The following is a 24,961-nucleotide window of genomic DNA, read 5'->3' on the forward strand; positions in this document are numbered from 1 at the left end:
AGGGGAACCATGGGTAAACTGTTTAAAGCCGGGCTTATAACGGCTGCGATGCTGGCATCGATCAACGGTGCGTTTGCAAAAGATACGCTGGTGGTCGGCGAAGTGCTGGAGCCGCCGGGTCTGGACCCGACCGCCAATGCCGCCGCCGGTATCCGGCAGGTTACCTATGCCAACCTTTATGAGGGTCTGGTGCGCATTGTCGAGGATGGCACGGTGAAGCCGCTTCTGGCTGAAAGCTGGACCGTCTCCGACGACAAGAAAACCTATACGTTCAAGCTGCGTCAGGGCGTGAAGTTCCATGACGGCACGCCGTTCGACTGCTCGGTGGTAAAATTCTCCTATGAGCGCGCCGTCGCTCCGGATTCCACCAATGCGCAGAAGGGCCTGTTTGCGCCGATTGAAAGCACGCAATGTCCTGATCCTGCGACCGCTGTTGTCACGTTGAAGCGCCCAACGTCGAACTTCCTGTTCAATATGGGCTGGGGCGACGCGGTGATGGTCGCGCCGAATTCGGCTGGCGACAACAAGACCAAGCCGGTCGGCACGGGTCCGTTCAAGTTCAAGCGCTGGGTGCAGGGCGACCGCGTCGAGTTGGAACGCAATGCGGATTACTGGGGTGAGCCTGCAAAGCTTTCCGCCGTCACGTTCCGCTTTGTGAGCGATCCGTCGGCAGCGGCAGCAGCCATTCTTGCCGGTGACATCGACGTATTCCCGATGTTCCAGGCGCCGGAGCTGATCAGCCGCTTCAAGAGCGACGACAAGTTGCAGGTTGAAGTGGGCGATACGGCGGGCAAGGTCATCCTGTCGTTGAATAATGCCAAGGCGCCGTTCGACAATGTGAAGGTGCGTCAGGCGCTGGCCTATGCCATCGACAGCAAGGCGCTGATCGAAGGCACCTATTCCGGTTTCGGCACGCCGATCGGTTCGCATTATTCGCCGGTCGATCCGGGCTATGTCGATCTCTCGCAGACCTATCCTTATGATCCGGCCAAGGCGAAGCAACTGCTGGAAGAAGCTGGCGTACCAGAGGGCACGTCGATTACCATCACGCTGCCACCACCGGCCTATGCGCGTCGTGGCGGCGAGATCATTGCGGCGATGCTGGCCGAGGTCGGCATTCAGGTCAATCTCGTGCCGATCGAGTTTGCGCAGTGGCTGGATCAGGTGTTCAAGCGGTCGGATTTCGACGCGACGATCATCGCCCATACCGAAGCGCGCGATCTCGATATCTATGCCCGCGACAAGTACTACTTCAACTACAATAACCCGGATTATAAGGCGCTCTACAAGTCTTATGCCGAGGCTGGCAGCGACGAGGAACAGCTGGAACTCGTCAAGAAGTTGCAGGAAAAGCTGGCCGCCGACGAGCCGAATGTCTTCCTCTATGCGCTGCCGAAAATCGGCGTCTGGAACAAGAACGTAAAAGGTCTTTGGAAGAACATGCCGATCCCGGCTGATGATCTGACCCAGGCTTACTGGGCCGAATAAGAACCTCCGCCCTGGCGCTTTGGCAAAGGGGCGGAAGACATAACGAATGGCCGTGCACCCCATAAATATAAGGGGAGGGCGTATGGTGAGTTGGAATGTGGAAAGCGGATATCCGTCTTTTCAAGGAGGTCGTTTTGCTGGCTTATATATCCGGGCGGTTGGTTTCGCTCTTGCTGACGACGCTTGCGGCTTCCGTCATCGTCTTTCTGTTGATGCAGGTGCTGCCGGGCGACCCGGCAGCGGTGATCCTTGGCATCAATGCGCAGCCTGAAACGCTGGCCGCGCTGCATGCCCAGCTCGGTCTGGATCAGCCGCTCTGGTGGCGCTATCTCACATGGATCGGCGGCTTTCTCAAAGGCGATTTCGGCACGAGCTATACCTATTCCGTGCCGATCAGCGAATTGCTCGGCCCACGCATCATGGTCACGCTGCCGCTGGCTTTTTTGTCGATGGTTCTGTCGGTCGCGGTCGCCATTCCGGTTGGTGTCTATGCGGCATCGAAGCGCGGCAAAACCGGCGACGTCGTCTCCATGGGGGTGGCGCAGGTTGGCGTCGCCATCCCGAATTTCTGGCTCGGCCTGCTCCTGATCCTGCTGTTTGCCTTGCAGCTCGGCTGGTTTCCGGCTTCGGGTTTCGCGGGTTGGGAAGGCGGTTTCTGGAACGGCATCCGCTCGCTGTTTCTGCCAGCACTGGCGCTGGCGCTGCCGCTTGCCGCCATTCTGGCGCGTGTCACCCGATCCGCCGTCATCGAAACGCTGGGTGAGGATTTCGTGCGCACCGCGCGTGCCAAGGGCCTGACGCGCAAGTCCGCGCTCTGGCGTCATGCGGTGCCCAATGCGCTGATCCCGGTCGTCACCATCATCGGCCTGCAATTTTCCTTTCTGCTGGCGGGAACCATCATCATCGAAAACGTCTTCAATTTGCCCGGCCTTGGAAGGCTGGTGTTTCAGGCCATCGCGCAGCGCGATCTCGTCACCGTGCAGTCGCTGGTGACGCTGCTTGCCGCTTCCGTGATCGCGGTCAATTTCATCGTCGATCTTGTCTATGGCTTCATCGATCCGCGCCTTTCGACGGGAGGCAGCCGATGAGCGACACGCAAATTCTGCCGAAGCCCGGCATTTTCCGAACGGTGCTTTTGAGCCGCAGCCTGACCATCGGGACGCTGATTACGGTTATCCTCGTTGCGATGGCGCTCATCTCCTTTTTCTGGACGCCCTATTCGCCGACGGCGATGAATTTTCGCGACAAGTTGCAGGGGCCGAGCCTCAATCATCTGTTCGGCACGGATAATTTCGGTCGCGACGTGTTTTCCATGATCATGGTCGGCGCGCGCAATTCCATCGCCGTGTCGATCATTGCCGTGCTTGTCGGTGCCGGGATCGGCATTCCGCTGGGCGCTTTCGCGGCGGCACGCGGCGGCATGGTGGACGGTTTCGTCATGCGCATGACCGATCTGGCTTTCGCCTTTCCCGCGCTGCTTACTGCCGTCATCATCACGGCGGTCTTCGGTCCCGGTGCGGTGAATGCGATGATCGCCATCGGCATTTTCAACATTCCGGTGTTTGCCCGTGTCACGCGCGGCGCGTCGCTGGGGCTGTGGAAACGCGAATATGTGCAGGCGGCCCGTTGCGCAGGGCGTGGCGATGTATCGATCACGCTTTTGCATGTGCTGCCCAATATCAATCATGTGCTGATCGTACAGGCGACGATCCAGTTCGCGCTCGCCATCGTTGCCGAGGCGGGCCTTTCCTATGTCGGTCTTGGCACCCAGCCGCCGATGCCAAGCTGGGGCAAGATGCTCAACGACGCACAGACCTTTATTTACGACGCGCCTTGGCTCGCCATTTTCCCCGGCCTCGCCATCACGTTTGCCGTGCTGGGCCTCAACATGCTGGGTGACGGATTGCGCGATGTGCTCGACCCGCGCGTGCGGAGGCAGAGATGACAGCACCCCTTCTTGAAATGGACAATATGTCCGTCGAGCTGCCCTTCGGCACTCGTTCCGCAGATATTGTCTCCGGCATCACGCTGACGCTGAACCGTGGCGAACGCCTCGGTGTCGTTGGTGAATCCGGTAGCGGCAAGTCGATCACCGCGCTTGCCGCCATGGGCCTGCTGCCGGAACGGATGCGTGTGCGCGGCACGTTGCGCTTCGACGGTCAGGACCTTGCCGCCACGCCGGAAGCGGAACTGTGCAAAATGCGCGGACGGCGCATGGCGATGATCTTTCAGGAGCCGATGACGGCGCTCAATCCGGTCAAATCCATCGGCGCGCAGATTGCCGAAGGCCGCCGTCTGCATTTGGGCGAAAGCCGTGCGGATGCCGAGCGTAAAGCGCGCGAACTGCTCGACCGCGTTGGCCTGCCTGCGCCGCGCTTCAATCTCGATCTTTATCCACACCAGCTTTCGGGCGGGCAGCGCCAGCGTGTGATGATCGCCATGGCGATTGCCTGCGAGCCGGACCTGCTGATCGCCGATGAGCCGACCACTGCACTCGACGTGACGGTGCAGGCGCAGATTCTTGATCTGATGGACGAACTGATCGACGAAACCGGCACGGCGCTGATGCTGATTACCCACGATCTCGGTGTGGTTTCGGAAATGACCGACCGGATAGCCGTCATGTATGCGGGCCGCATCGTCGAGACCGGACGCACGCAAGCCGTGTTTCAACGCATGGCGCATCCCTATGCACGCGGGCTGTTTGCAGCCTCGCCGCATGGCGCCGCCCTTGTGCGCAGTCACGCGACGGGCAAACGCCTGCGCCTTGCCGCCATTCCCGGCGTGGTGCCCGATCCGCTGACGCGTCCGCCTCATTGCACCTTCGCCGATCGTTGCGCCTTTGTGCAGGATGATTGCCGAAAGGCAATACCGGGTCTCGATTTCATCGCCGAGAATGACGGCATCGTGCATCGTGCCGCCTGCCTGCACTCGCGTGAAGGCGAGGTGGTTTCATGAGCCAGATGATTTTGCAGGTGCGCGATGTGGTGCGCGAATATCAGCTTCCGCGCGCGTCTTTCTTTTCGAGGCCGGGCTCCTTGCGTGTTCTGCATGGCGTCAATGTCGAGATCGAAGCAGGACAAAGCCTTGGCATCGTTGGCGAAAGCGGTTCCGGCAAATCCACGCTGGCTCGCGCCGTGATGGGGCTGGAACGTCCGCAGTCGGGTCAGATTCTCGTCAACGGGCAGGATATTTACGCTCTCGACCGCGCTGGTCTGCGCGAGGCACGCAAAGGCTTTCAGGCGATTTTTCAGGACCCCTATGGCTCGCTCGATCCGCGCCATACGGTGAAGCGGATTATTTCCGAGCCGATTGTGTCGCTTGAAAGCGGCACGAGCGCCAAAGATCGCGACGACCGTGTGGCGGAAGTGCTGGAAGCGGTCGGCCTGCCCAAAGCATCGGCGGAAAAATATCCGCATGAGTTTTCCGGCGGGCAGCGCCAGCGCATAGCCATTGCCCGCGCTTTGATCACCAGACCGGCGCTGATCGTGGCCGACGAGCCGGTCTCCGCGCTCGACGTTTCCATTCAGGCGCAGGTGTTGAATCTGATGATGGATTTGCAGGAAAAGTTCGGCCTTTCCTATCTCTTCATCAGCCATGATCTCGGTGTGGTGCGCGCAATTACCGACCGTGTTGCCGTGATCTATCGTGGCAATATCGTCGAGCAGGGACCGACCAATGCGGTGTTCGACAATCCGCAACATGACTACACGCGGGCGCTGGTCGATGCCGTGCCAAAACCTTTTTCCGGTCGCCGCAAGCGCGTGCGGCGATCCGATTCCACACTGAAATTGCCTGAGTGATTTGAGGAAATATCCAATGTCGAATCTTGCCGATTTGTCAGCCGTTGAACTCGTGTCCGCCTATCAGGCGAAGTCGCTTTCGCCGGTCGAAGTCACGGAAGCCGTCATCACCCGCATCGAAGCCTATGAGCCGAAGCTGAACGCGCTTTGGGCCTATGACCCGGATGCTGCGCGGGCGGCGGCCAGGGCTTCCGAAGCGCGCTGGGCGAAGGGTGAACCAGCAGGCCCCATTGATGGTGTGCCGCTGACGATCAAGGAAAACATTGCGACCGAGGGAACGGCGGTTCCGCTTGGCTGCGCGGCGCTGCCGCTGAAGCCTGCCGCCGCTGATGCCCCACCTGCGGCCCGTACCCGTGAGGCTGGCGGCGTGCTGCTCGCCAAGACGACCATGCCCGATCTCGGCATGTTGTCTTCGGGGCTGTCGAGCTTCCACAAGCTTGCGCGCAATCCATGGGACCTCGGCACCAATCCGGGCGGTTCAAGCGCCGGTGCAGGCAGTGCCGGTGCCGCTGGTTATGGTCCCTTGCATATCGGCACCGATATTGGCGGCTCTATCCGCCTGCCGGCTGGCTGGTGCGGTCTCGTTGGATTGAAGCCGTCCTTCGGGCGTATTCCGATTGATCCGCCATTCCTCGGTCGCGTGGCCGGTCCGATGACGCGCACGGTTGCCGACAGCGCGCTTTACATGTCAGTGCTGTCGCGTCCGGACCGTCGCGACGCCATGAGCCTGCCCTATCAGGACATTGACTGGATGGACCTCGCCCTCGATGTGAAGGGGTTGAAAATCGGTCTCTGGCTCGATGCCGGTTTCGGCGAGCCGACCGGCGATGAAACCCGCGCCGCGGTGGAAGCAGCCGCGAAAGCTTTCGCCGATGCGGGCGCGATCATCGAGCCGGTTGCGCCGTTCCTCAATCGCACCATGATCGACGGTCTCGACCGCTTCTGGCGCGCGCGCTCCTGGGCCGATGTGAAGAAGATGACGCCGGAAAACCGCGCGAAAATCCTGCCTTACATCTATCAGTGGACCGAGACCGCCGAAGGCTTGAACGGCGAGGAGGTCTATTCCGGCTTCGCGCAGATCGACGCAATGCGCCATGCGGCGCTCGCCGCGTCCAAGGATTTCGACTTCATCATCTCGCCGACTGCTCCAATGCCGACGTATCCGGCGGAATGGGCATCGCCGATCAACGATCCGCAGCGTCCGTTCGAACACATTGCCTTTACAGTCGCGATGAACATGTCGGAACAACCGGCGATCTCGATCAATTGCGGCTATACATCGACGGGCCTGCCGATCGGCCTGCAGATTTTCGGCCAGCGTTTCGATGATCTGGGCGTGTTGCGGATGGCAAAAGCGTATGAGGGGATGCGGCCTGCGCAGAAGCCTTGGCCGGTTCTCGGCTGATCCATAGAGGCGAGATGATCGCCAACCCCGCATCCCTCACCCTGAGGAGGCGCGAAGCGCCGTCTCGAAGGGCGAGGGGGGCTGCAAGGCCAAAATTTTGTCCCGTCTCATCCTCACCCTTCGAGACGGTGTCCTTCGACAAGCTCAGGACACCTCCTCAGGATGAGAGGGGACGCTGAGCGGCCCTTCTTATCTGTTGGGCCTGAGCGGCGCGCGTTCCTTGTAGCGGTCCACGGCGGTGAGCTTCTGGATGAGCGGCTCGGCGTCGCGCCAGCCGTAAATCTCGGTGCGCAGATAGTCGAGTTCGGCTTCGAGTTCGTCTTCGCCGATTTCGGTCCACCATGATTTCGGACGACCGTCGCTGCCGTCCGACCAGCGATAGCGACGCTCCTTCAGCTTGTCCTTCATTTCGAAGGGGCTGTTCTCGGCATAGATGCGCAGGCGCGATTTCTGGCTGGCTTGCAGCAGTTCGGCAAAGGGCGTCACATCGCCGGACTGTTCCTTCAGCACCGCAAGCAGCGCCTGACAATCATCCTCGGCGCGGTGCCCGTTATGGAAATACCCGCTCTGGCCGATCAGATAGCCAAGCTTGGTGCCTTCGAAACCGCGTGCGGTCCAGTCGATTTCCTTGACAGAACAGGCCCACGGCTTGTTGGCGAAGACCGGTGAGAACCGCTCCAGAAACGGACGGTCGAAACCGGCATTATGCGCGATGATCAGATCGGCATCGGCGATCAATGCTTCCAGCTCCGCCAGCGGGATCGTCTGCCCCTTCACCATCTCATCGGTGATGTTGGTGATACGGGTAATGTCTGCCGGGATCGGCTTTGATGGTTCCTGCAAAGCGCCGAAGGTGGCGCAGACATCGCCAATCGAGCCGTCATCGGCGTAGCAGAAGGCGACGGCGCCGATTTCGATGATTTCTTCCTGCGCGGCATTCAGTCCAGTCGTTTCCGTATCCACGACAACGCCAAGGCGAGGGAAGGCCATTCTGTCGGCATCAGGCACCACAGGCAGAGGATCGAGTCGTTGCAAAATGCGATAACGCCCGCTGTCGTTCAGCTGACGCACCATTTCCGCCTCGTTCAAGGCAGGTGCTTTGCCGATGTCGCGCTTCGGTTTCGCGCGGGCAGGACGCAGCTCCGCCCGTTCTTCCCCAGCCTTCGCAGCGGGAGTAAAAAGGTCGAACTGGTGGCGCATCGAAATTCTCCAAACAGAGCGTCACCGGCCAGATTGAGGCCGGACCCGCTCGAATAGCATGGGCACAGGATGACATTTAGCCTTTTCCAGACCAAGCCTTCATTCGCATTAGTAACAGGTAATAATGGCCGGAAATGGCTTCAAGCGCATGCTGTTTGACTTTCGCGAGCAATAACTGGGGATAAACATTATGCGCCTATTTAAGAATAGAATTCAGCGTTTGCGTGGAGGTCATTGTTTGCAATTTTATATTAGCGCTTCCTTTATTTAAATAAGTGAATATTTTATTCTGTAACTATTAATTGTGCTACAAAAGTTAATTTGACTCATATGTGCAATTGCACTTCCAGATGGGCACCACTACTTGTTGAATTATAATTCAATCGATTTTTGGTTCGGCTTCTCGTGAAAATTGTTCCCTCTTTGCTGATCATGCTGTTTGCGGTCGCGATGTCGAGTCTATGGGTGCTCGACAGGCGGCGGACGCATATGCTGCTGTTCGGCCTGAGCTTTGCAGCATTTTCGCTGGGGCATTTCGTACAGATTTCACCGTTTCTGCCCAATCTGCGCCATACATTCCTTTTGGCAATCTTGCTGCAATTTGCGGCTGGCTGGCTGTTCTGTCAGGCGGTAATGGTGCGGCTGGGGCGCGGCTTTCCGCCGAGAACCGCGTCGCTGATCACCATTTCGACGCTGGCGGTCGTCGGCCTCCTTGCATGGTATGGCGCGATCTACAGCTATCTGGTCGTTGCTGCCAATATCGGCCTTGGAACGCTGGCCGCTCTTTTGTGTGTGTATGCCCGGCGTGTGCCGGGCGACCGGTGGGTGGAATCTGCGCTGCGTCTGGTGCTGGTGCTGCTGGCGGCGCATTTCTTCCTGCGCAGTGTCTTCACGATCATCATGCTCGATGATGTGTTGAGTTCCAGGCAATTGCTGTCCTTGCCTTATTGGTCATGGGTGACGGTGGCTGCGTCGATGGGCGGCGTGCTGCTCGGCCTGTTCATTCTGACGGTGGCCGCGCTCGATAACATCGACAAATTGCGCAATGAACGCGATGCCGATCCGTTGACGGGCCTTCTCAACCGGCGTGGCATGGAACAATGCGCAAAGCGCGCGCTGGCGCAGGCTCCGCTGGACGCGACCCATGCGGTCATCATTGCCGATATCGATCATTTCAAGGCGATCAACGACCAGTTGGGCCATGCGACCGGTGACCGGGTGCTGGTCGAGTTTGCACATCTGCTGCAGTCGTTGGTCGGAAAGGACGCGCTTGTCAGTCGTGTCGGCGGCGAGGAATTCGTTCTGCTGGTCGCGGGCAGCGCCCAATATTGCGAACGCTTCGCCAAGCGACTTTGCAACCGGGTTGCCCGTCATGACTTTGCGGCGCTGCCCAGTGGTCGTCATGTGACATGCAGTTTCGGTGTCGCCATGCTGCGTCGCAACGAAACCTTATGGCAAACGGTGTCCCGGGCCGATCTTGCCTTGATGCGCGGCAAGCATCGCGGGCGCAATCGCACGGTGACCGAGGGCAAGGAATTCCCCGAAATTTCGGACGATACGCCGCCCCCTTATCGCCTGACGGGTTGATGAGGCGTTCCTCTCCGCGAGAGGAATTATCAGACGGACGCCGTTCGTAAAGACTTTGGTTACCATAATTCGCCATGCTGGAAGCGACCATTGCGGTCACTGCTTTGCTTCGGCCACTGCTTTGCCATGTCCTGTTCGCTTTTTTGCCGAACTGCCATGCGAGGCGAGGGCCCGAAAGTGGGGCCGCGAAGTCGAATTCCAGTCGGGTTAGTATCATGGCGTGTGTGACAGAAGTGTATGGCTATGCGGTTCCGCGTAGCAGCCGTATCAGCGTTCCGTTCAGTTTGCGCGGTTTTGCGCGCTTGACGGCTTTTGCCGTTACAGGGCTTTTCGCCGGTGGTTGGATGCTGACCACGCTCGGCGCGCTTGAAACGGTCATCCCGGCATTTGCACCTGTCGCGCCAGTCATGCGGCGCGCGCCCGGGGCCATGCCGCAGGCGCTCGCCCTTGTCGATCAGACCCGAACGCCATCGCACAAGATGCGCGAGAGCTTCATCAAGGCCTATACGGCGGATGGCGCCTATTCCAATCTCGATTGGCACCGCAACAAAGTGACCGACGATCAGCCGATCATTGCCGATATCGGTCCGGATTCGGTCATCGAACCAAAATCCGTAGACGTCGCATCGGTGGTCGAACCGCGCGCCGACCGGGTCAAACTGCCCGAGCCGGTTGCAGTTGCTTCAGCCGCCACGGCCATGGATAAAACGGGCGACACGGCGGCGAAACCCGCGACAGCAGCGGCTGTCACGCTTGGCTATGCAAGCGCGCCGCAAACGCCTGCCGCTCTTGTCGCGCTGGCCCAGATACAACCGCAGAACCCGTCCGGTATTTTGCCTCTGTCGCAGGCCGAAGAAGCTGATGCAGAGGGTAGTGCCACGTCCAATCTGCCGGTCGGCAAGGCGATACCGTTGCCGCAATCCGCGCCTGACCAGAAAACGAACATGGCGGCTGACGACGATACCGATAGCGATATGTTCGTGCCGGATGATGTGCCTTTGCCGGGTGCCAAGCCTGCGCTGCGCGCCTCGCGCATGCGTCCGAAGACGCAGCTTGCCTACGCGCCCGAAAGCGGCCTGACGGACAGTCCTGAGCCGGGCCTTTTCAGCCCATTGCTCAATCAGGCTGCGCGCAGCCGCGTGGCGATCTATGACATTTCCGCTGCAACCGTCTATTTGCCGAGCGGGGAAAAGCTCGAAGCCCATTCCGGCATCGGTCGCATGCGCGATAACCCCAGCTATGTGAACCAGAAGAACCGCGGCCCCACGCCGCCGCACAGCTACAATCTGCGCATGCGCGAGGCGCTCTTCCACGGCGTTGAAGCGATCCGCCTGACACCCGCTGACGGCAACAACCGCTACAATCGTGACGGGCTTCTGGCGCATACATTCATGCTGGGACGCAACGGCGATTCCAATGGCTGCGTGGTGTTCCGGGATTATCCGCGCTTCCTGCGCGCCTTCAAGCGCGGCGAGTTCAATAAGCTGGTCGTGGTGCCCCGCATGTCGTCATCCAAGCCGGCGCGCATTGCGTCACTTTTCTGATCGAAACATATCTGCGCAAAGAATTTCCGGCATCAGCTGAGTACACGAAAAATTGCCCCCGACAATATTGCAGGGGTAGCGGGAACTGATAGACATCCCGCGTTGCAATTCTTCGGAGACATCTTTCAGTGAAGCTCTATTACAAAGCCGGTGCCTGTTCGCTCGCACCGCATATCGTTCTCAGCGAAACCGGCCTGCCTTATACGTTTGAAGCCGTGGACCTGAAATCCAAGATCACCGCCAGCGGCGCCGATTTTCTGGTGGTCAATCCGCGTGGCGCGGTTCCGGCGCTGGAGATCGAGCCGGGCGTGGTGATCACCCAGAACGCCGCTATCCTGCAATATATCGGCGATCATTCGGATGTCGCAGCGTTCAAGCCTGCCTATGGTACGATGGAACGCGCACGCTTGCAGGAAGCACTCGGCTTCTGCGGCGATCTGCATTCTGCCTTCGGCGGCTTGTTTGCACCGAACCTGACGGAAGAAGCGAAGGCGGGTGTGCTTGCCAATATCACGCGCCGCATGGGCCAGTTTGAAGCCATGCTGGTGGATGGTCGCAGCTATTGGTTGGGCGAAGAACTGACCCAAGCCGATGTTTATGCGTCGGTCGTCCTTGGCTGGGGCTTTGCGATGCAGGTCGATCTCAGCGCCTATCCGAAGGCGCTCGCCCTGCGTGAACGCGTCATGGCGCGTCCAGCGGCGCAGAAGGCGCTGAAGGAAGAAGGTCTGATCTGATCCTTCGCAGCCGGAGCCATTATGGCTCCGGCTGTTATGCTTCTATTGCTTCGCTTTTCGCTCAAGGCTTTGAGCCCTCGCATCGACCGGCTGCTTATTGCCCGGCCTGCAAGAGCCATTCTTTTCATTGCGATTTTCTGGATGTGTCGGCCTCCCTTTGCGCATGCTTGGGGAGGTATGTTTTTTGCTATTTGGAGCGCAGTTAATTTCCGAAAATTATAATTATAAAATGTATAAATTTCTAATTTAGTATTTATATAATCGTAATATTGAATATATGAGTGCAATTTCATTAAATATATGAGCATAAAATTGCGATTTATTATAAATATAAGCGTATTCTGCGTTGTACGAATCTTCAACATTAGATATGGATTCGGTGTGATCTGTAAGTATTCTGCATTTTATTTGCGGAATTGCTAAATTTATTTGTTGGATTATTCGCCATGGGCCGGGGGGGCTGTAGGGGCGCATTTAGGGGCAATGATGTCGGTCATTTCAAAAGATCTGGTGCGGGTGCTGGGCTCAACAGCCGTGGCTCTCATTCTGACGAGCACAGTGGCTGCGGCGACGAGCGTTGTGGTAAACGGCGCAGCCTACCGTTATGCCGGGGGCAGTACGGCCAACCTGGACGGCTCGGGCGCGACCTACGAAGTGGCGACGACCAATAATGGGCGCGCATGGGGCGTGCTTGTCTCGACCGCAGCCGGATCAGCTTCGACGCTGAACGTGTCGAACATCAACGTCATCACGTCGGGATCGAAAGCACATGGCATTCAGGTCGGTGCGAAGGGAAGCAACGCGAATGGCATGGATCATTCGCTCATTCATCTGCTCGGCGGGGTAGCTGTCACCACTGACGGCGTCGGTTCCTATGGATTGCATGCGATTGATGGCGGCACGATTGACGGCTCAGTTCAGATCACGACGACGGGCGCCAGCGGCTTTGGCGCGTTCGCAGAAAGCTGGTCGACGATAAATCTATCGCACTCGGCAATCAACACGTCCGGCCAGAAGGCATTCGGCCTTATCGCAAATAATGACATGGGCACTGTCGCCGGGCAGATTTCCGGCGATGCGCTCACCATCACGACCGCTGGAGCCAATGCATCCGGCGCTTATGTCGATGGCGGCGGCCAGGTTCTGCTTACAGACAGCAATATTACGACAAGCGGCGCTACCGCGCACGGCGTCGAAGCCCTGTCGGGTGGCGCCGTCACGTTGAACGGTGGTTCGATCACCACTTCGGGCAGCAACGCAAGGGGCATCCAGGCCGACAATGCGACGGTCATCGCCAATGATGTGGCAATCGTGACCAACAACGCGGCCCGCTTTTCCGAAGGCGTCCAGTCGCACAACAATGCGAGCGTGACGCTCAACGGCGGTTCAATCACGACCCATGGTCTGCGCAATTACGGTCTGCTTGCCAGCAATGGCGGCTCGATTACGTCAAGCGCTGATATCACGACCTTAGGCAACAATGCCCATGCCGTGCAGGCGGGCGCATTCGGCACCAACCACCCGGGTTACGCTTATGACGGAACCACGTCCGGCACGGTCTCTCTGACTGGCGGCACCATCCGCACCGAGGCCAGCAATTTCGCTGTCGGCCTGCATACCGTCGATGAGGGGCTGATCGATGCCGAGAATATCGCCGTCGAAACCGTTGGCGCATCGAGCTTTGGCGCCTTCGCCGAATCCGCTTCCACGATCAGGCTTTCCGCTTCAACCATCCAGACGACCGGCGATCAGGCCCATGGGCTTCTGGCCAATAATGATCAGGGAACGGTAGGCGGCTCGATTTCGGCCACAAATACGCAGATTGTGACTTCCGGTGCTGGTGCTGCCGGGGCCTTGGCGCAGGCGGGCGGTTCGATTTCGCTCACGGGCGGCAGTGTCACCGCGCAGGGCGAGGCAGCGTCCGCTCTGGCGATTTCAGGCTCGGGCACGATCGTCGCCGAAGGCACGGTTCTTAAAACTGCGCAGGGACCGACAATTGGCGTTGTTCTGGCCAGCGCTGACGATGTAGCGCAAATTCGCCTCCGCAGTGGAACCGTTGCGACAGAGAATAATGGCGTCTTGTTGCAGGTGGATCGTTCCAATGGAGCGGGTTCCGGCGGCATTGTCGATATCGAACTCGATGCAGGCTCCGTCAGCACGGGCGATATTATCGACACGCAGGCTAAAACCGGGGCAGGAAACACCGTTCTGACTCTGCAGAATGGCGCAGACTGGAAGGGCCAAATTCAGGGGATCACGCATATCGAGGCGAAACGCGGCAGCAGTCTGGTTTTCGCGGGGCAATCGGTGATCGAAGGAAACCTTTCCGGCGTCCAGAGCAATTTCGATTTTGGGGATGAAGGCGATTTCATCGGCGGCAATGTCCTGCTTGCGGAGGGCTCTGCAACCCGTGGCGGCACGATTGCGATACCGATTACCGTGAGTGGCGATGTCAGTGTCGATCCTACATCCACTCTTGGCGGCAACTGGCAAATAGCCGGAGGTCTGGCCAGCTCAGGCACGATCACGCCCGGCAATTCCGTCGGCATCGTGTCGGTCGATGGCGACCTGACGCTGGCATCGTCTTCGGTCTATGCGGCGGAAATCGACGCGCAGGGCGGATCTGATCTGATCAAGGTGGGCGGAACCGCCAATCTGGCGGGTGCGGTGACCGTATCTACGCTCGGTGGCTATCAGCTGAACCGGCCTTACACGATCCTGACCGCAGGCAATCTTGCAGGCACGACATTCAGCAGCGTTTCCTGGACCGGATCGACTGATTTCATCGCGCCAAGCCTCAGCTATGATGCGAATAATGTTCTCCTGACCATCGGGCGCAATGCAGTTTCGCTTGCAAGTGTTGCGCAGACAGACAATCAGCGGGCTGTCGCTGGTGCAATCGACAGTCTGAGGCTGGGCAATCCGGTTGCGAATTCTGTCGCCTTTCTGGGTGCTGCGGGGGCAAGGCAGGCTTTCGACCAACTGTCCGGTGATGGATATGCGTCCACTAAGACAGGCTTGATCGAGACATCGCATTTGGCGGCGGATGCGATAAACAATCGCTTGCGCTCGGCATTTGCCAGTGTCGGAGCGAAGGACGTTCCGGCACTTTCTTATGCGAAAACAAAAGAACCGTCCCGTGCGTCTGCCGCAATTGATGCGGTCAGCGATGGCGCATCCCTGGGGCAATATGGGTTCTGGGCGACAGGCTTCGGCTCCTGGGTTGAGCAGGATGGAGATGCCAATGCTGCCGGTGTCTCTACATCGACAGGAGGCTTCATCTCCGGTCTCGATGTTGGGCTGGGAGAGGGCTGGCGCCTTGGTTTCGCGGGCGGTTACAGCCGGGCGGATATCGATCTCAAGGAGCGACATGCGGCTGCGACGAGTGACAATTGGCATCTCGGCATCTATGGCGGCAACCAGTGGGGCCCGCTGGGACTGCGCGCCGGGCTGATCCAGACATGGCATAGCCTCGATGCATCGCGGTCGGTTGCATTTACCGGTCTCTCCAACTCGCTGGAGGCCGATTATGATGCGCGCACGCTCCAAGCTTTCGGCGAGGTCGGATATCGGATCGACACGACCGCCGCATCCTTCGAACCGTTCGCCAATCTCGCGCATATCAGATTGCGCACGGACGCTTTCACAGAAACGGGTGGCGCTGCGGCATTGAATGTCGAAAGCGAAACGACCAACACGACCTTTACGACTCTCGGCCTGCGGGCGGAGGCTCCACTGTTGCTTGGATCAACATCCGTTAATCTGAAGGGTTCGCTCGGCTGGCGCCATGCCTATGGCGACATCATACCGGTCTCAACGCAGGCCTTCGCGGGCGGTGATGCCTTCAGTGTGGCAGGTGCGCCGATTGCCAAGGATACGGCTTTGCTGGAAGCAGGGCTTGATTTCGATGTGACGCGGGCCTCGACGCTCGGTCTCAGCTATACCGGCCAGTATGGCAGCGGTGCCAGGCAAAACGGGTTCAAGGCCTCGTTCAATATTAAGTTCTGACCTGGCCCGGTCTGCAACATGACGCAGTAAAGCCAAACTCACGTGCGGTTCCCAGCTTATCGAGCGGGAGCCGCACGGGCGACTGACAGCGGATGTAACGCGTATTTCGGTTCCCCAAGTGAGAAAGCCTGCGCTATTTCAGGGGCTGTACCTTGTATGTCAGGCTGCCCGGCGTCACTTCCTCGATCTTGATGGTAAGATCACGGATCTCAATACTTGACTGGGCGACAGGGAATTCCATTGTCTGCCCGCTCGCTGGGTGCTGCAGGTCGTGGCCGGAATAGCCGCGAATTTCGAACTGCATTTTGTCTTTTTCGATCCCTATGAACAGGATGTCGTAAATAGTGCCGCTTTCATTCGCGTCATAATCTTGAGCGCGAGGAAGGTCGGTTCCTTTGCTGTAGGCGCGCGGCGGTACGATTGGGTCGCCGGACAGGATGAATTGCGTCCGGCCGAAGCCGTCCGTTGCGGGTGCTGGCCGTTCGTCGACGTTTTCGGTTTGCGCTACGACAGCTCCGTCCGCCGCTTGCGCAATGCTCTCCGTCGCAGAACTGTAAAAGCCGAAGGACAAGCAGGCGAGGCCTGTCAAAATCGCTCGTCTCACAAAATGCATTCGGTTTTCCGACTCCGTTTGAGCCCCATCACGTTGTTTCATGTCACGCTCTGCCATTTTTGCCACGAGCATTCCAGCTGAAAAGCATCCCAATTTCACATGAAAACAAGCCGCCTACGCATCGTCGCGAATGGGCGGCAAGCGCCATACATGGTTCGGTGATGGCGACCTGAACGTGATAGCGAAGAAGGGGGGATAATACTGGCGGAGAGAGAGGGATTCGAACCCTCGATACGGTTTCCCGTATACACGCGTTCCAGGCGTGCGCCTTCAACCACTCGGCCACCTCTCCGTCTGCCTTGCTGTCGGGGAAAACCGCGTTAACGGCGAAATCTGACTGCAAACGAGATACCGCATTTCGTCTGGCGCTGGTTATTCGCCAACATGCGGTAGCGGCGCGCAATATAGCCAGAATACGCATATGTTCAATAGCTCTTTGCAAGTTTTTGCGCCAAATCGGCAGGGGCAGCGTAAATAGCCTCCATGGTCAGATATCTTACTGTTTTTAAAAGATAAATTTATGTGTATAATTTAACAGCACGAAGGATTGAGGTGCGAAGCCTTCCTTCCGTGAGGATTTGGCGGTATGAAAAGGCCAGGTCAACGACGTCGGGATGTGCCCGACGCGCTTGAATATGTGCCTGAATGTCTGGGGCAGGGAATCGTGATCCGGTTTGTGTTGCGTAGTTTCGCGGTTGTTTTTCTGGCATTGGCGGTGATCTTCGCCATTCTCGATGGCGCCCGTTCGGTCGGCGCGTCGAAGTTGGTGGCCAAACCGCTGCTTTCCATGTGGTCGCGTAACGCGCCGGAAACGTTGGCCGATGCAGAAACGCTCGTGACGCACTATATAGGAGCTACATTCTGGAACACGGTCTGTGTTCCTTTGCTCGGGCAGCCGGGATGGCTCTTCTTCGGTGTGCTCGCTTTGTTGTTCTATGTGATCGGTCATCGGCGCGGACGTCCCCTGGGGCGCTTCACTGCCTGACGGTCAATCCCACCACAGGGCCATAGGAGGTAGAAATCTATGAGTTTCCTCGACAGCTATCGCAAGAAAGTACAGATGCCCTCCACGGATGAGGCTTTGCCGGGCCGCGCAACAGCCATTCCTACATCCGCGACGCATTTCGTCTCCGGCCATCCGTTGAAAGGCCCATGGCCTGACGGCCTCAAGCAGATCATGTTCGGGATGGGCTGCTTCTGGGGCGCGGAACGGCTGTTTTGGCAGGTGCCGGGCGTCTATGTGACGGCGGCAGGCTATGCGGGCGGCATCACGCCAAACCCGACCTATGAAGAAACCTGCACCGGATTGACCGGCCATGCCGAAGTGGTGCTGGTGGTCTATGATCCCAAAGTCGTGAGCCTCGATGAGCTGCTGACGCTATTCTGGGAAGAGCATGATCCGACGCAGGGCATGCGACAGGGCAACGATATCGGCACCACCTATCGGTCGGTGATCTACACTTTCGATGACGCGGATCGGATGGCGGTTGAAAAAAGCCGTGATGCTTATGCAAAGGCGCTGGCAGCGCGGGGTTTGGGCCCGATCACCACGCAAATCGAAGATGCGCCGGTATTCTACTATGCCGAGGATTATCACCAGCAATATCTGGCGAAGAATCCGAACGGATATTGTGGCCTGCGCGGCACTGGCGTGAGCTGCCCAATCCCGCTGGCACAGTAAAACGGTCTCAAAAAAAATCGCGCGATCCTATCGCGCGATTTTCTTGTTCAGGATCAGCATGTCGGCATAGTCGCCGTCGAGCTGTTCGCAATCCTCCCAGCCGATCTGCCGGTAGAGGTCAGGCTTGTTCGTATAAAGAAAGGCCTCGCCGTGACCAAGCTCTGCCGCGGCCTTCTCGATGGCCCGGACAAGGCTCTTGGCGATGCCCCGACCGCGATAGGCGGGCGAAACGAAAACGCTCGCCACCCATGGCTTCAAATGGGCATGCGTCTCCAGATCATTATCGATCAGCAGCGCAAATCCGGCCAGTTCTCCATCTGATAGCGCTGCGCGCGCGATCTGCCCATCGTTGGTTCGCACGAGATCGTGGAAGCCGGCGATGGTCTGTTCCAGCGTTCCGCCGTTGAATTCGCCCCATTCGCCAAAGTTCCATGTCGCGCAGGCAGCTATGAGGTCGGGGCGGTCGGCGAGGTCGATTATCTGAAGCATGATCTTACCAATGCGGAGGTTTGGTGACCGGCACGTCAGGCGCGGTCTGTTCTTCCAGTTCCAGAAAACGGTCGGTCAGAGCGCTGAGCTTCTTGGAAAGCTGGTCGATAAGCTTCCACTGCTCGGCCAGCACGGACGACAGTTCGTCGATGGTCTTTTCCTGTTCGGCGACGCGAATTTCGAGCTCGGTCAGGCGTTGGTCCGCAGTCATGGTCGGTTCCGTTTCGATAAGAATCTCAAGCGCGCATCCTATCAGAGAAACAGGTTACTGCGTGAGGATGAGCGCGCCATTTGCTACTTCATAATGGCGCAGGCGCTTGAGAAAACTCATGCCGAGCAGAATGCCGGACAGCGCTTCGTCGCGCAGCACGATTGCTTCGACATTTTCCACGCGAATGCGTCCGATTTCCACGCTGTTGAGCATAGCGCGCGCTGCCGATGTTTCGCCATTGGCCGTTGAAACGCGGTAGCGGAAATCGTCGGGCCGCAGCGAAAGCCCAATGCGTCGGGCGGTGCTGGCATTGATCGCAACCGAGCCTGCCCCTGTATCGATCATCCCGCGCAGGTTCTGGCCGTTGAAGCGGATATCGGTGATGAAATGCCCGCGACTGTCCGGCGCAATCTGCGCACGGCGTCCGCTATAGGCGGATGGGTTCTGTTGGGATGATGGGGAGGGTTTTGCCGTCGCGGCTTGCTCGACCGTTGCCGACTGGAATTTCTCGAAGAGAACCGGAAAGGCCGTGGCCAATCCCGTCAGCATCAGAACAATAAAGAAAATCCGCGCCATGCTCACCCCGTTCTGAAGGCAAAGTATCCGGCGCGGATTACTGTCTGGTTACGTTTTAGTCTATTTCGTGCCGTACATGCGGTCGCCCGCGTCGCCGAGGCCCGGAACGATATAGCCCTTTTCGTCGAGGCGCTCATCGATGGAAGCGGTGTAGACATCCACATCTGGATGCGCCTTGGTGAAGCGTTCGATGCCTTCGGGTGCGGCGAGCAGGCACAGGAAGCGTATATTGGTCGCGCCGCGTTCCTTCAGCTTGTCGATGGCGGCAATGGCCGAATTGGCGGTAGCGAGCATCGGATCGACCACGATGATGAGGCGGTTGACGATGTCTTCCGGCGCTTTGAAGTAATATTCGACCGGCTGCAGCGTGTCGTGATCGCGATAAAGGCCGATATGGGCGACGCGGGCTGCGGGCACCAGATCGAGCATACCTTCCAGAAGGCCATTGCCCGCGCGCAGGATCGAAGCGAAGACCAGCTTCTTGCCTTCGAGGATCGGCGCTTCCATCGGCATAAGCGGGGTCTCGATCTCCATGGTGGTGAGTTCGAGATCGCGCGTCACTTCGTAGCAAAGCAGAAGCGAGATTTCTTTCAGAAGCCGCCGGAAGCTGGCCGTGGAAGTCTCGCGCTTGCGCATGATGGTAAGCTTGTGCTGGACAAGCGGATGGCTGACGACTGTAACGCCCATGATCTTTCCACTTTTTCTTCTTATCGTTTTGAACTTTAGCGGCAGATTGCGCCGGAGAAAACGCGTGGCAAGCGCACACGCACAGTTTTATGTCTCTTTGGCCATTTTTCAACGCCAACGCAAGCTGCGATCACAAAAGGGGTAGTGGGAAAACGTCTGTGCTTGTATCGTCCGGCACAAGCTTTATATGCATAACCGAAATTGTTTTCGTCAGACTATTCAAAAAGCAGGATGAGCTATGAGCCAGCAAAACGGCAATGCGGACCGCGTGGGCGCACAAGGTGGCATGGAACACTCGTTCGGCTTCAAGTCGGTGGACGAAAACGAAAAGCAAACCCTGGTCAATGACGTTTTCCACAAGGTCGCCAACAAATACGACGTGATGAACGATCTCATGTCGGCAGGCATGCACCGCGTCTGGAAAGATGCGATGATCGCCTGGCTGGCGCCGTCGAAGCGTCCGGGCTGGACCTCGCTCGACGTGGCTGGCGGCACCGGCGATATCGCCTTTCGCATTGTCGAGGCTTCGGGCCGTCAGGCGCATGTGACCATTCTCGACATCAATGGCTCGATGCTGGGTGTCGGTCGCGAGCGCGCGATCAAGAAGGGCCTTGCCGACAATCTCGAATTCGTTGAAGCCAATGCCGAGGAACTGCATTTCGAGGACAACAGCTTCGACGCCTATACGATTGCCTTTGGTATCCGCAACGTACCCCATATCGACAAGGCGCTGTCGGAAGCCTATCGCGTGCTGAAGCCCGGTGGCCGGTTCATGTGCCTCGAATTTTCCGAGGTCGAATTGCCGATCCTCGACAAGGTCTATGACCAGTGGTCGTTCCAGGCTATTCCGCGCATCGGCAAGATGATTACCGGCGATGCTGATTCCTACAGCTATCTGGTCGAATCGATCCGCAAATTCCCCAAGCAGCAGGATTTCGCCGCCATGATCGAGACCGCCGGTTTCGAGCGTGTGAGCTATCGCAATTTCACCGGTGGCATTGCGGCGCTTCATTCGGGCTGGAAGCTGTGATTGTGCCTGTCATGAATGCGGGCTGGGGCACTGGGGCGGGCATTATCGCATGAGTAATCTTTCCGCCGCTTTCCGGTTGGCGCGGGCCGGATGGATTTTGACACGCGAAGGCGTGATCAGTGCGCTGCCGGTCGAAGGATTGTCCGGTCTTCCGGCCTTCGGCCACAAGATTGCAGGCATGCTGGCGCGTCCGCGCGCGCGGCACATGCAGCGTTCCGAGCGCATGTCGCGGGCGATGAACAAGCTTGGCCCGTCCTATGTGAAGCTTGGCCAGTTTCTGGCCACACGCCCGGATATTGTCGGGCGCGATGTGGCTGCCGATCTGGAGCTTTTGCAGGATCGTCTCGATTATTTTCCGCAAGCCGACGCGATTGCCGGTATCGAAGGTTCGCTCGGTCGCAAGATCGACGATCTTTACCTGCATTTCGACGCGCCGATAGCGGCGGCCTCGATGGCGCAGGTGCATCCTGCCGAAGTCATGAGCGACGGCAAGCCGAAGAAGGTTGCGGTCAAGGTTATCCGCCCCGGCGTTCGCCAGCGTTTCGCCCGCGATCTCGAAGGCTTTTACATGGTCGCGCGCATGCAGGAGCGCCATGTGCCCTTCACGCGCCGCCTGCGTCCGGTACAGGTGGTCGAGACATTGCAGCAGACCACCCGCATCGAGATGGATCTGCGACTGGAAGCGGCAGCGCTTTCCGAAATTGCCGAAAACATCAAAGGCGATGAAGGTTTCCGCGTTCCGCAGGTGGACTGGGAACGGACCGGTCGCGATGTGCTGACGCTCGAATGGATCGACGGCACCAAGATGTCGGATGTTTCGGCGCTGGCCGCTGCGGGCTTCGATCTGAAGAAGCTTGCCGAAACGCTGATCCAGTCTTTCCTGCGCCACACGCTGCGCGACGGCTTTTTCCATGCCGACATGCATCCCGGCAATCTGTTTGTCGATCCGCAGGGCATCATCGTCGCGGTCGATTTCGGCATCACCGGACGGCTCAACAAGCAGCAGCGGCGCTTCCTGGCAGAAATTCTCTATGGCTTCATCACGCGCGATTATATGCGCGTGGCGGAAGTGCATTTCGAAGCAGGCTACGTCCCGCATACGCACGACGTGGCGAGTTTTGCGCAGGCCATTCGCGCCATTGGCGAGCCGATCCACGGCCAGCCGGCGGAAACCATTTCGATGGCCAAGCTTTTGACGCTGCTGTTCGAAGTGACCGAGCTTTTCGACATGGAGACCCGGCCCGAGCTTCTGATGCTCCAGAAAACCATGGTTGTGGTTGAAGGTGTGTCGCGCACGCTCGATCCGCATTTCAACATGTGGAAAGCAGCCGAGCCGGTTGTCGGCGACTGGATTCGCAAGAATCTTGGGCCGCAGGGCATGTTGCTCGACGCGAAGGACAGCGCTTATTCCCTGCTGCATTTTAGCCGCAAAACGCCGGAGTTGGTGGCGCGTGTGGAGCGCGTTTCGGTTGCGCTGGACGATATGGCCGCCAATGGCTTGCGCTTCGATGTAGCCACGGCGGAAGCCATCGGTCGCGCCGAAGCCAAGCATTCGCGTTGGGGCCGCATCGCGCAAATAGTGATTGCAATTGCGCTCGCTGCGATCGCGATCAAGCTCTATATTTGGCTATAATACACTTTTAAAGTGACAAATCACCCATAAGATGATTTCATTGATTGCACTTGCAATAAGCCGGTGCAATCAAATGGCCAGTATCACTATTCGCAATCTCGACGATGCCGCCAAGGAAAAGCTGCGTGTGCGCGCCGCGCGCAATGGGCGTTCCATGGAAGAGGAAGCGCGGCTTCTTCTGACTGCGCTGGAAGAACCCGCGCAGGTTACGCCGCCTCAGTCCGGTGCGATCACAGGCGCGTCACTCACTGGCAAGCGCGTTCTGCTGATTATTGGTGGCGGTATTGCCGCTTATAAGACGCCCGACCTGATCCGCCGCTTGCGTGAGCGTGGTGCGCAGGTTCGCCCGTTGATGACGGCGGCAGCGCAGCAATTCGTGACACCACTGACCATCGGTGCCGTTTCCGCCGATCATGTCTTTACCGATCTGTTCGCCCGAGAGGATGAGCAGGATGTCGGGCATATAAGGCTCGCCCGCGATGCGGATCTGATCGTCGTCGCGCCGATGACTGCCGATCTGATGGCGAAGATGGCGAACGGTCTGGCTGACGATCTTGCCAGTGCAGTTCTGCTGGCGCGCAAGGTTCCGGTTCTGATTGCGCCTGCCATGAACCCGGCCATGTGGGACAATCCGGCGACCCGGCGCAATCGTCTGACACTGGAAAAAGACGGTGTGCATTTCATCGGCCCCGAGCAGGGCGAGATGGCCGAGAGCGGCGAGGCGGGAACGGGCCGTATGAGCGAGCCGCTCGCCATCGTCGCGGCAGTGGAAACGCTGCTTGCACCGCGTGCACGACCACTGGCTGGAAAATCCATCGTCATGACCTCCGGCCCGACGCATGAGCCAATCGATCCGGTGCGCTATATCGCCAACCGCTCGTCGGGCAAGCAGGGCCATGCCATCGCCGCCGCTTTGGCGCGGCTGGGTGCAACGGTGCATCTGGTGTCTGGTCCGGTCGCCATTCCCGATCCCGAAGGCGTTAACGTCATTCATGTCGAGACGGCGCGTGAAATGCAGGCGGCTGTGGAGCGGCATCTGCCCGCCGACGCGGCGATCATGGTGGCTGCTGTCGCCGATTGGCGCACGGCCAATGAAGCCGGGCAGAAGATCAAGAAAAAGCCCGGCGAAAGCGCGCCGACACTGGCCATGGTCGAGAACCCCGACATTCTGGCCGGTGTCGGTCATAGCGAAAAGCGCCCGGGTCTCGTGGTCGGCTTTGCGGCGGAAACGCAGGACGTGGCAGACAATGCGCGAGCCAAGCTTGAGAAAAAGGGCGCGGACTGGATCGTCGCCAACGATGTGTCCTATGGCTCGGATGGCAGCAGCGTCATGGGCGGCGACCATAACCGCGTACGAATTCTAAGCCGCTCCGGCATCGAGGACTGGCCGGAAATGAGCAAAAGCGAGGTGGCCGAAAAGCTGGCGGAAAAGATTGCGCAACGCTTGTTGGAAAAGGAGCACTGACGCTTAGAAGAACTCGTCCAGTAAGCGGTAATAGGCGATCTTTGCTTCGTCGATGGCTTCTGCGCTATAAAGGTCGAGGAAAGGCTTCACCCATTCGTTGCCAAGATTATAGCGGATGCTCCAGCAGGCGAGTCCCAGATCCTGATGACGGTCTGCAAGGCCGAGCCTGCCGCAGTCGATAAAGCCGGTGAATGTGCCGTCGCTGGCCATGAAATTGGGCAGGCAGGCGTCGCCATGGGTGACTACAACATCTTCTTGCGACGGTTTCAGGCGGTGCAGTTCGGAGAACAGGTCTTCCGCGGTGCGGCCTTCACGCTCGGTATCGAAATCATCTTCATCGACCGCGCCCGCTTCAACGCGCTTGCGTGCATCTTTAATGCGATGTTCCAACCGGTGGTCGAATGGACAGGCGGCAGGGTCAACGCTGTGCAGCGCCTTCAAGGCTGTAGCGAGAATGGAGACGATGCGGTCAGGCGTAAGAGTGCCGACAGACGAAGCGAGATTCGATCCGGCAAGGCGCGTCATCAGGAGAAAATGGCGGTCGGCCATCCTCTCGTAAGCGACGACGCTGGGGCAGGGCAGCCCTTGGGCTGAAAGCCATTCAAGCCGGGCGCGCTCATCGGCCAGTTCGCTGACCGTGCTTGCCGGTTCGATTTTCAAAACAAGCGGTTCGTGCGCATCATGATCGAGCAGCAGGACATTGGCGCTCGAGCGGCCAAGCTCATCCTGCTGGCTGGTATAACCGGTAAGCCGATGCAGCAAGGCATCAGGCAAATCGAGAGCAGCCAGAACAGGATCGGTCATAGC

Annotated in this window: 22 protein-coding genes and 1 tRNA gene; 15 read left to right on the forward strand and 8 right to left on the reverse strand. The window is 58.6% G+C overall.

Going from position 1 to position 24,961, the window contains the following annotated elements:
* Positions 1 to 9 precede the first annotated feature (9 nt).
* The 6 genes from QLQ11_RS11065 to QLQ11_RS11090 all read left to right on the forward strand — a co-directional run bounded on the left by QLQ11_RS11065 (position 10) and on the right by QLQ11_RS11090 (position 6,696).
* Positions 10 to 1,488: an ABC transporter substrate-binding protein gene (locus tag QLQ11_RS11065; RefSeq protein ID WP_109369691.1), complete on the forward strand. Its 1,479-nt coding sequence runs from the start codon at positions 10 to 12 to the stop codon at positions 1,486 to 1,488.
* Between the two features lie 134 nt (positions 1,489 to 1,622).
* Complete coding sequence (locus QLQ11_RS11070; RefSeq protein ID WP_109370302.1) at positions 1,623 to 2,576, forward strand: ABC transporter permease; 954 nt, start codon at positions 1,623 to 1,625, stop codon at positions 2,574 to 2,576.
* Positions 2,573 to 3,433, forward strand: a complete 861-nt coding sequence (locus tag QLQ11_RS11075; protein ID WP_109369690.1) for an ABC transporter permease — start codon at positions 2,573 to 2,575, stop codon at positions 3,431 to 3,433. Before QLQ11_RS11070 ends, QLQ11_RS11075 begins: the two co-directional genes overlap by 4 nt.
* Positions 3,430 to 4,446, forward strand: coding sequence for an ABC transporter ATP-binding protein (locus QLQ11_RS11080; RefSeq protein ID WP_109369689.1), 1,017 nt, complete (start codon positions 3,430 to 3,432; stop codon positions 4,444 to 4,446). The genes QLQ11_RS11075 and QLQ11_RS11080 overlap by 4 nt, the downstream gene beginning before the upstream one ends.
* On the forward strand, positions 4,443 to 5,291 hold the full coding sequence (locus tag QLQ11_RS11085) for an ATP-binding cassette domain-containing protein (RefSeq protein WP_109369688.1): 849 nt from the start codon (positions 4,443 to 4,445) through the stop codon (positions 5,289 to 5,291). The genes QLQ11_RS11080 and QLQ11_RS11085 overlap by 4 nt, the downstream gene beginning before the upstream one ends.
* A gap of 16 nt (positions 5,292 to 5,307) precedes the next feature.
* Positions 5,308 to 6,696 carry an amidase gene (locus QLQ11_RS11090; protein ID WP_109369687.1) on the forward strand — a complete coding sequence of 463 codons (1,389 nt, stop codon included), beginning with the start codon at positions 5,308 to 5,310 and terminating at the stop codon, positions 6,694 to 6,696.
* A 189-nt stretch (positions 6,697 to 6,885) separates the two neighbouring features.
* Here the strand turns inward: QLQ11_RS11090 and QLQ11_RS11095 are convergent, their stop codons facing one another.
* A complete protein-coding gene (locus QLQ11_RS11095) occupies positions 6,886 to 7,896 on the reverse strand; it encodes a 3'-5' exonuclease (protein ID WP_109369686.1) in 1,011 nt (336 codons plus the stop codon).
* A gap of 450 nt (positions 7,897 to 8,346) precedes the next feature.
* Between QLQ11_RS11095 and QLQ11_RS11100 the strand changes: the two genes are divergently transcribed.
* From QLQ11_RS11100 to QLQ11_RS11115, 4 genes are all read left to right on the forward strand, one after another.
* Positions 8,347 to 9,483, forward strand: coding sequence for a diguanylate cyclase (locus QLQ11_RS11100; RefSeq protein ID WP_244597175.1), 1,137 nt, complete (start codon positions 8,347 to 8,349; stop codon positions 9,481 to 9,483).
* 215 nt (positions 9,484 to 9,698) lie between these two features.
* Positions 9,699 to 11,027, forward strand: coding sequence for a DUF2778 domain-containing protein (locus QLQ11_RS11105; RefSeq protein ID WP_235858995.1), 1,329 nt, complete (start codon positions 9,699 to 9,701; stop codon positions 11,025 to 11,027).
* A gap of 128 nt (positions 11,028 to 11,155) precedes the next feature.
* Positions 11,156 to 11,761, forward strand: coding sequence for a glutathione transferase (gene gst / locus QLQ11_RS11110; protein WP_109369684.1), 606 nt, complete (start codon positions 11,156 to 11,158; stop codon positions 11,759 to 11,761).
* A 483-nt stretch (positions 11,762 to 12,244) separates the two neighbouring features.
* Positions 12,245 to 15,769 (forward strand): autotransporter domain-containing protein, encoded by a 3,525-nt coding sequence (locus QLQ11_RS11115; RefSeq protein WP_121538870.1) that lies wholly within the window; start codon positions 12,245 to 12,247, stop codon positions 15,767 to 15,769.
* A 133-nt stretch (positions 15,770 to 15,902) separates the two neighbouring features.
* On the opposite strand, the gene QLQ11_RS11120 is transcribed toward QLQ11_RS11115, so the two are convergent.
* Together QLQ11_RS11120 and QLQ11_RS11125 are read right to left on the reverse strand one after the other, a co-directional pair.
* A complete protein-coding gene (locus QLQ11_RS11120; protein ID WP_371835879.1) occupies positions 15,903 to 16,424 on the reverse strand; it encodes a hypothetical protein in 522 nt (173 codons plus the stop codon).
* A gap of 160 nt (positions 16,425 to 16,584) precedes the next feature.
* Positions 16,585 to 16,674 (reverse strand) — tRNA-Ser (locus tag QLQ11_RS11125).
* A 372-nt stretch (positions 16,675 to 17,046) separates the two neighbouring features.
* Here QLQ11_RS11125 and QLQ11_RS11130 point away from each other — a divergent pair.
* Both QLQ11_RS11130 and msrA read left to right on the forward strand, forming a co-directional pair.
* Positions 17,047 to 17,367: a hypothetical protein gene (locus tag QLQ11_RS11130; protein ID WP_109370300.1), complete on the forward strand. Its 321-nt coding sequence runs from the start codon at positions 17,047 to 17,049 to the stop codon at positions 17,365 to 17,367.
* A 39-nt stretch (positions 17,368 to 17,406) separates the two neighbouring features.
* Positions 17,407 to 18,063, forward strand: coding sequence for a peptide-methionine (S)-S-oxide reductase MsrA (gene msrA, locus QLQ11_RS11135; RefSeq protein ID WP_109369681.1), 657 nt, complete (start codon positions 17,407 to 17,409; stop codon positions 18,061 to 18,063).
* A gap of 27 nt (positions 18,064 to 18,090) precedes the next feature.
* On the opposite strand, the gene QLQ11_RS11140 is transcribed toward msrA, so the two are convergent.
* From QLQ11_RS11140 to upp, 4 genes are read right to left on the reverse strand one after another with little or no spacing between them, the layout of a single operon-like run.
* Positions 18,091 to 18,552, reverse strand: coding sequence for a GNAT family N-acetyltransferase (locus tag QLQ11_RS11140; protein ID WP_109369680.1), 462 nt, complete (start codon positions 18,550 to 18,552; stop codon positions 18,091 to 18,093).
* Between the two features lie 4 nt (positions 18,553 to 18,556).
* Complete coding sequence (locus QLQ11_RS11145) at positions 18,557 to 18,763, reverse strand: SlyX family protein (RefSeq protein ID WP_109369679.1); 207 nt, start codon at positions 18,761 to 18,763, stop codon at positions 18,557 to 18,559.
* Between the two features lie 54 nt (positions 18,764 to 18,817).
* Positions 18,818 to 19,339 (reverse strand): TIGR02281 family clan AA aspartic protease, encoded by a 522-nt coding sequence (locus QLQ11_RS11150; RefSeq protein WP_371835880.1) that lies wholly within the window; start codon positions 19,337 to 19,339, stop codon positions 18,818 to 18,820.
* Between the two features lie 60 nt (positions 19,340 to 19,399).
* Positions 19,400 to 20,026 carry a uracil phosphoribosyltransferase gene (gene upp, locus QLQ11_RS11155; RefSeq protein WP_109369677.1) on the reverse strand — a complete coding sequence of 209 codons (627 nt, stop codon included), beginning with the start codon at positions 20,024 to 20,026 and terminating at the stop codon, positions 19,400 to 19,402.
* 238 nt (positions 20,027 to 20,264) lie between these two features.
* On the opposite strand from upp, the gene ubiE reads away from it, so the two are divergent.
* From ubiE to coaBC, 3 genes are all read left to right on the forward strand, one after another.
* Complete coding sequence (ubiE, locus tag QLQ11_RS11160; protein ID WP_109369676.1) at positions 20,265 to 21,056, forward strand: bifunctional demethylmenaquinone methyltransferase/2-methoxy-6-polyprenyl-1,4-benzoquinol methylase UbiE; 792 nt, start codon at positions 20,265 to 20,267, stop codon at positions 21,054 to 21,056.
* A gap of 49 nt (positions 21,057 to 21,105) precedes the next feature.
* Complete coding sequence (gene ubiB / locus QLQ11_RS11165; RefSeq protein WP_109369675.1) at positions 21,106 to 22,689, forward strand: 2-polyprenylphenol 6-hydroxylase; 1,584 nt, start codon at positions 21,106 to 21,108, stop codon at positions 22,687 to 22,689.
* Positions 22,690 to 22,762: 73 nt separating this feature from the next.
* A complete protein-coding gene (coaBC, locus tag QLQ11_RS11170) occupies positions 22,763 to 24,154 on the forward strand; it encodes a bifunctional phosphopantothenoylcysteine decarboxylase/phosphopantothenate--cysteine ligase CoaBC (protein ID WP_235858994.1) in 1,392 nt (463 codons plus the stop codon).
* A 3-nt stretch (positions 24,155 to 24,157) separates the two neighbouring features.
* Here coaBC and QLQ11_RS11175 read toward each other — a convergent pair whose 3' ends face one another.
* A complete protein-coding gene (locus tag QLQ11_RS11175; RefSeq protein WP_109369674.1) occupies positions 24,158 to 24,958 on the reverse strand; it encodes an APH(3')-II family aminoglycoside O-phosphotransferase in 801 nt (266 codons plus the stop codon).
* Between the last annotated feature and the right edge of the window lie 3 nt (positions 24,959 to 24,961).

This window comes from Ochrobactrum sp. SSR (genome assembly GCF_030067775.1).
GTDB classification, from domain to species: domain Bacteria; phylum Pseudomonadota; class Alphaproteobacteria; order Rhizobiales; family Rhizobiaceae; genus Brucella; species Brucella teleogrylli.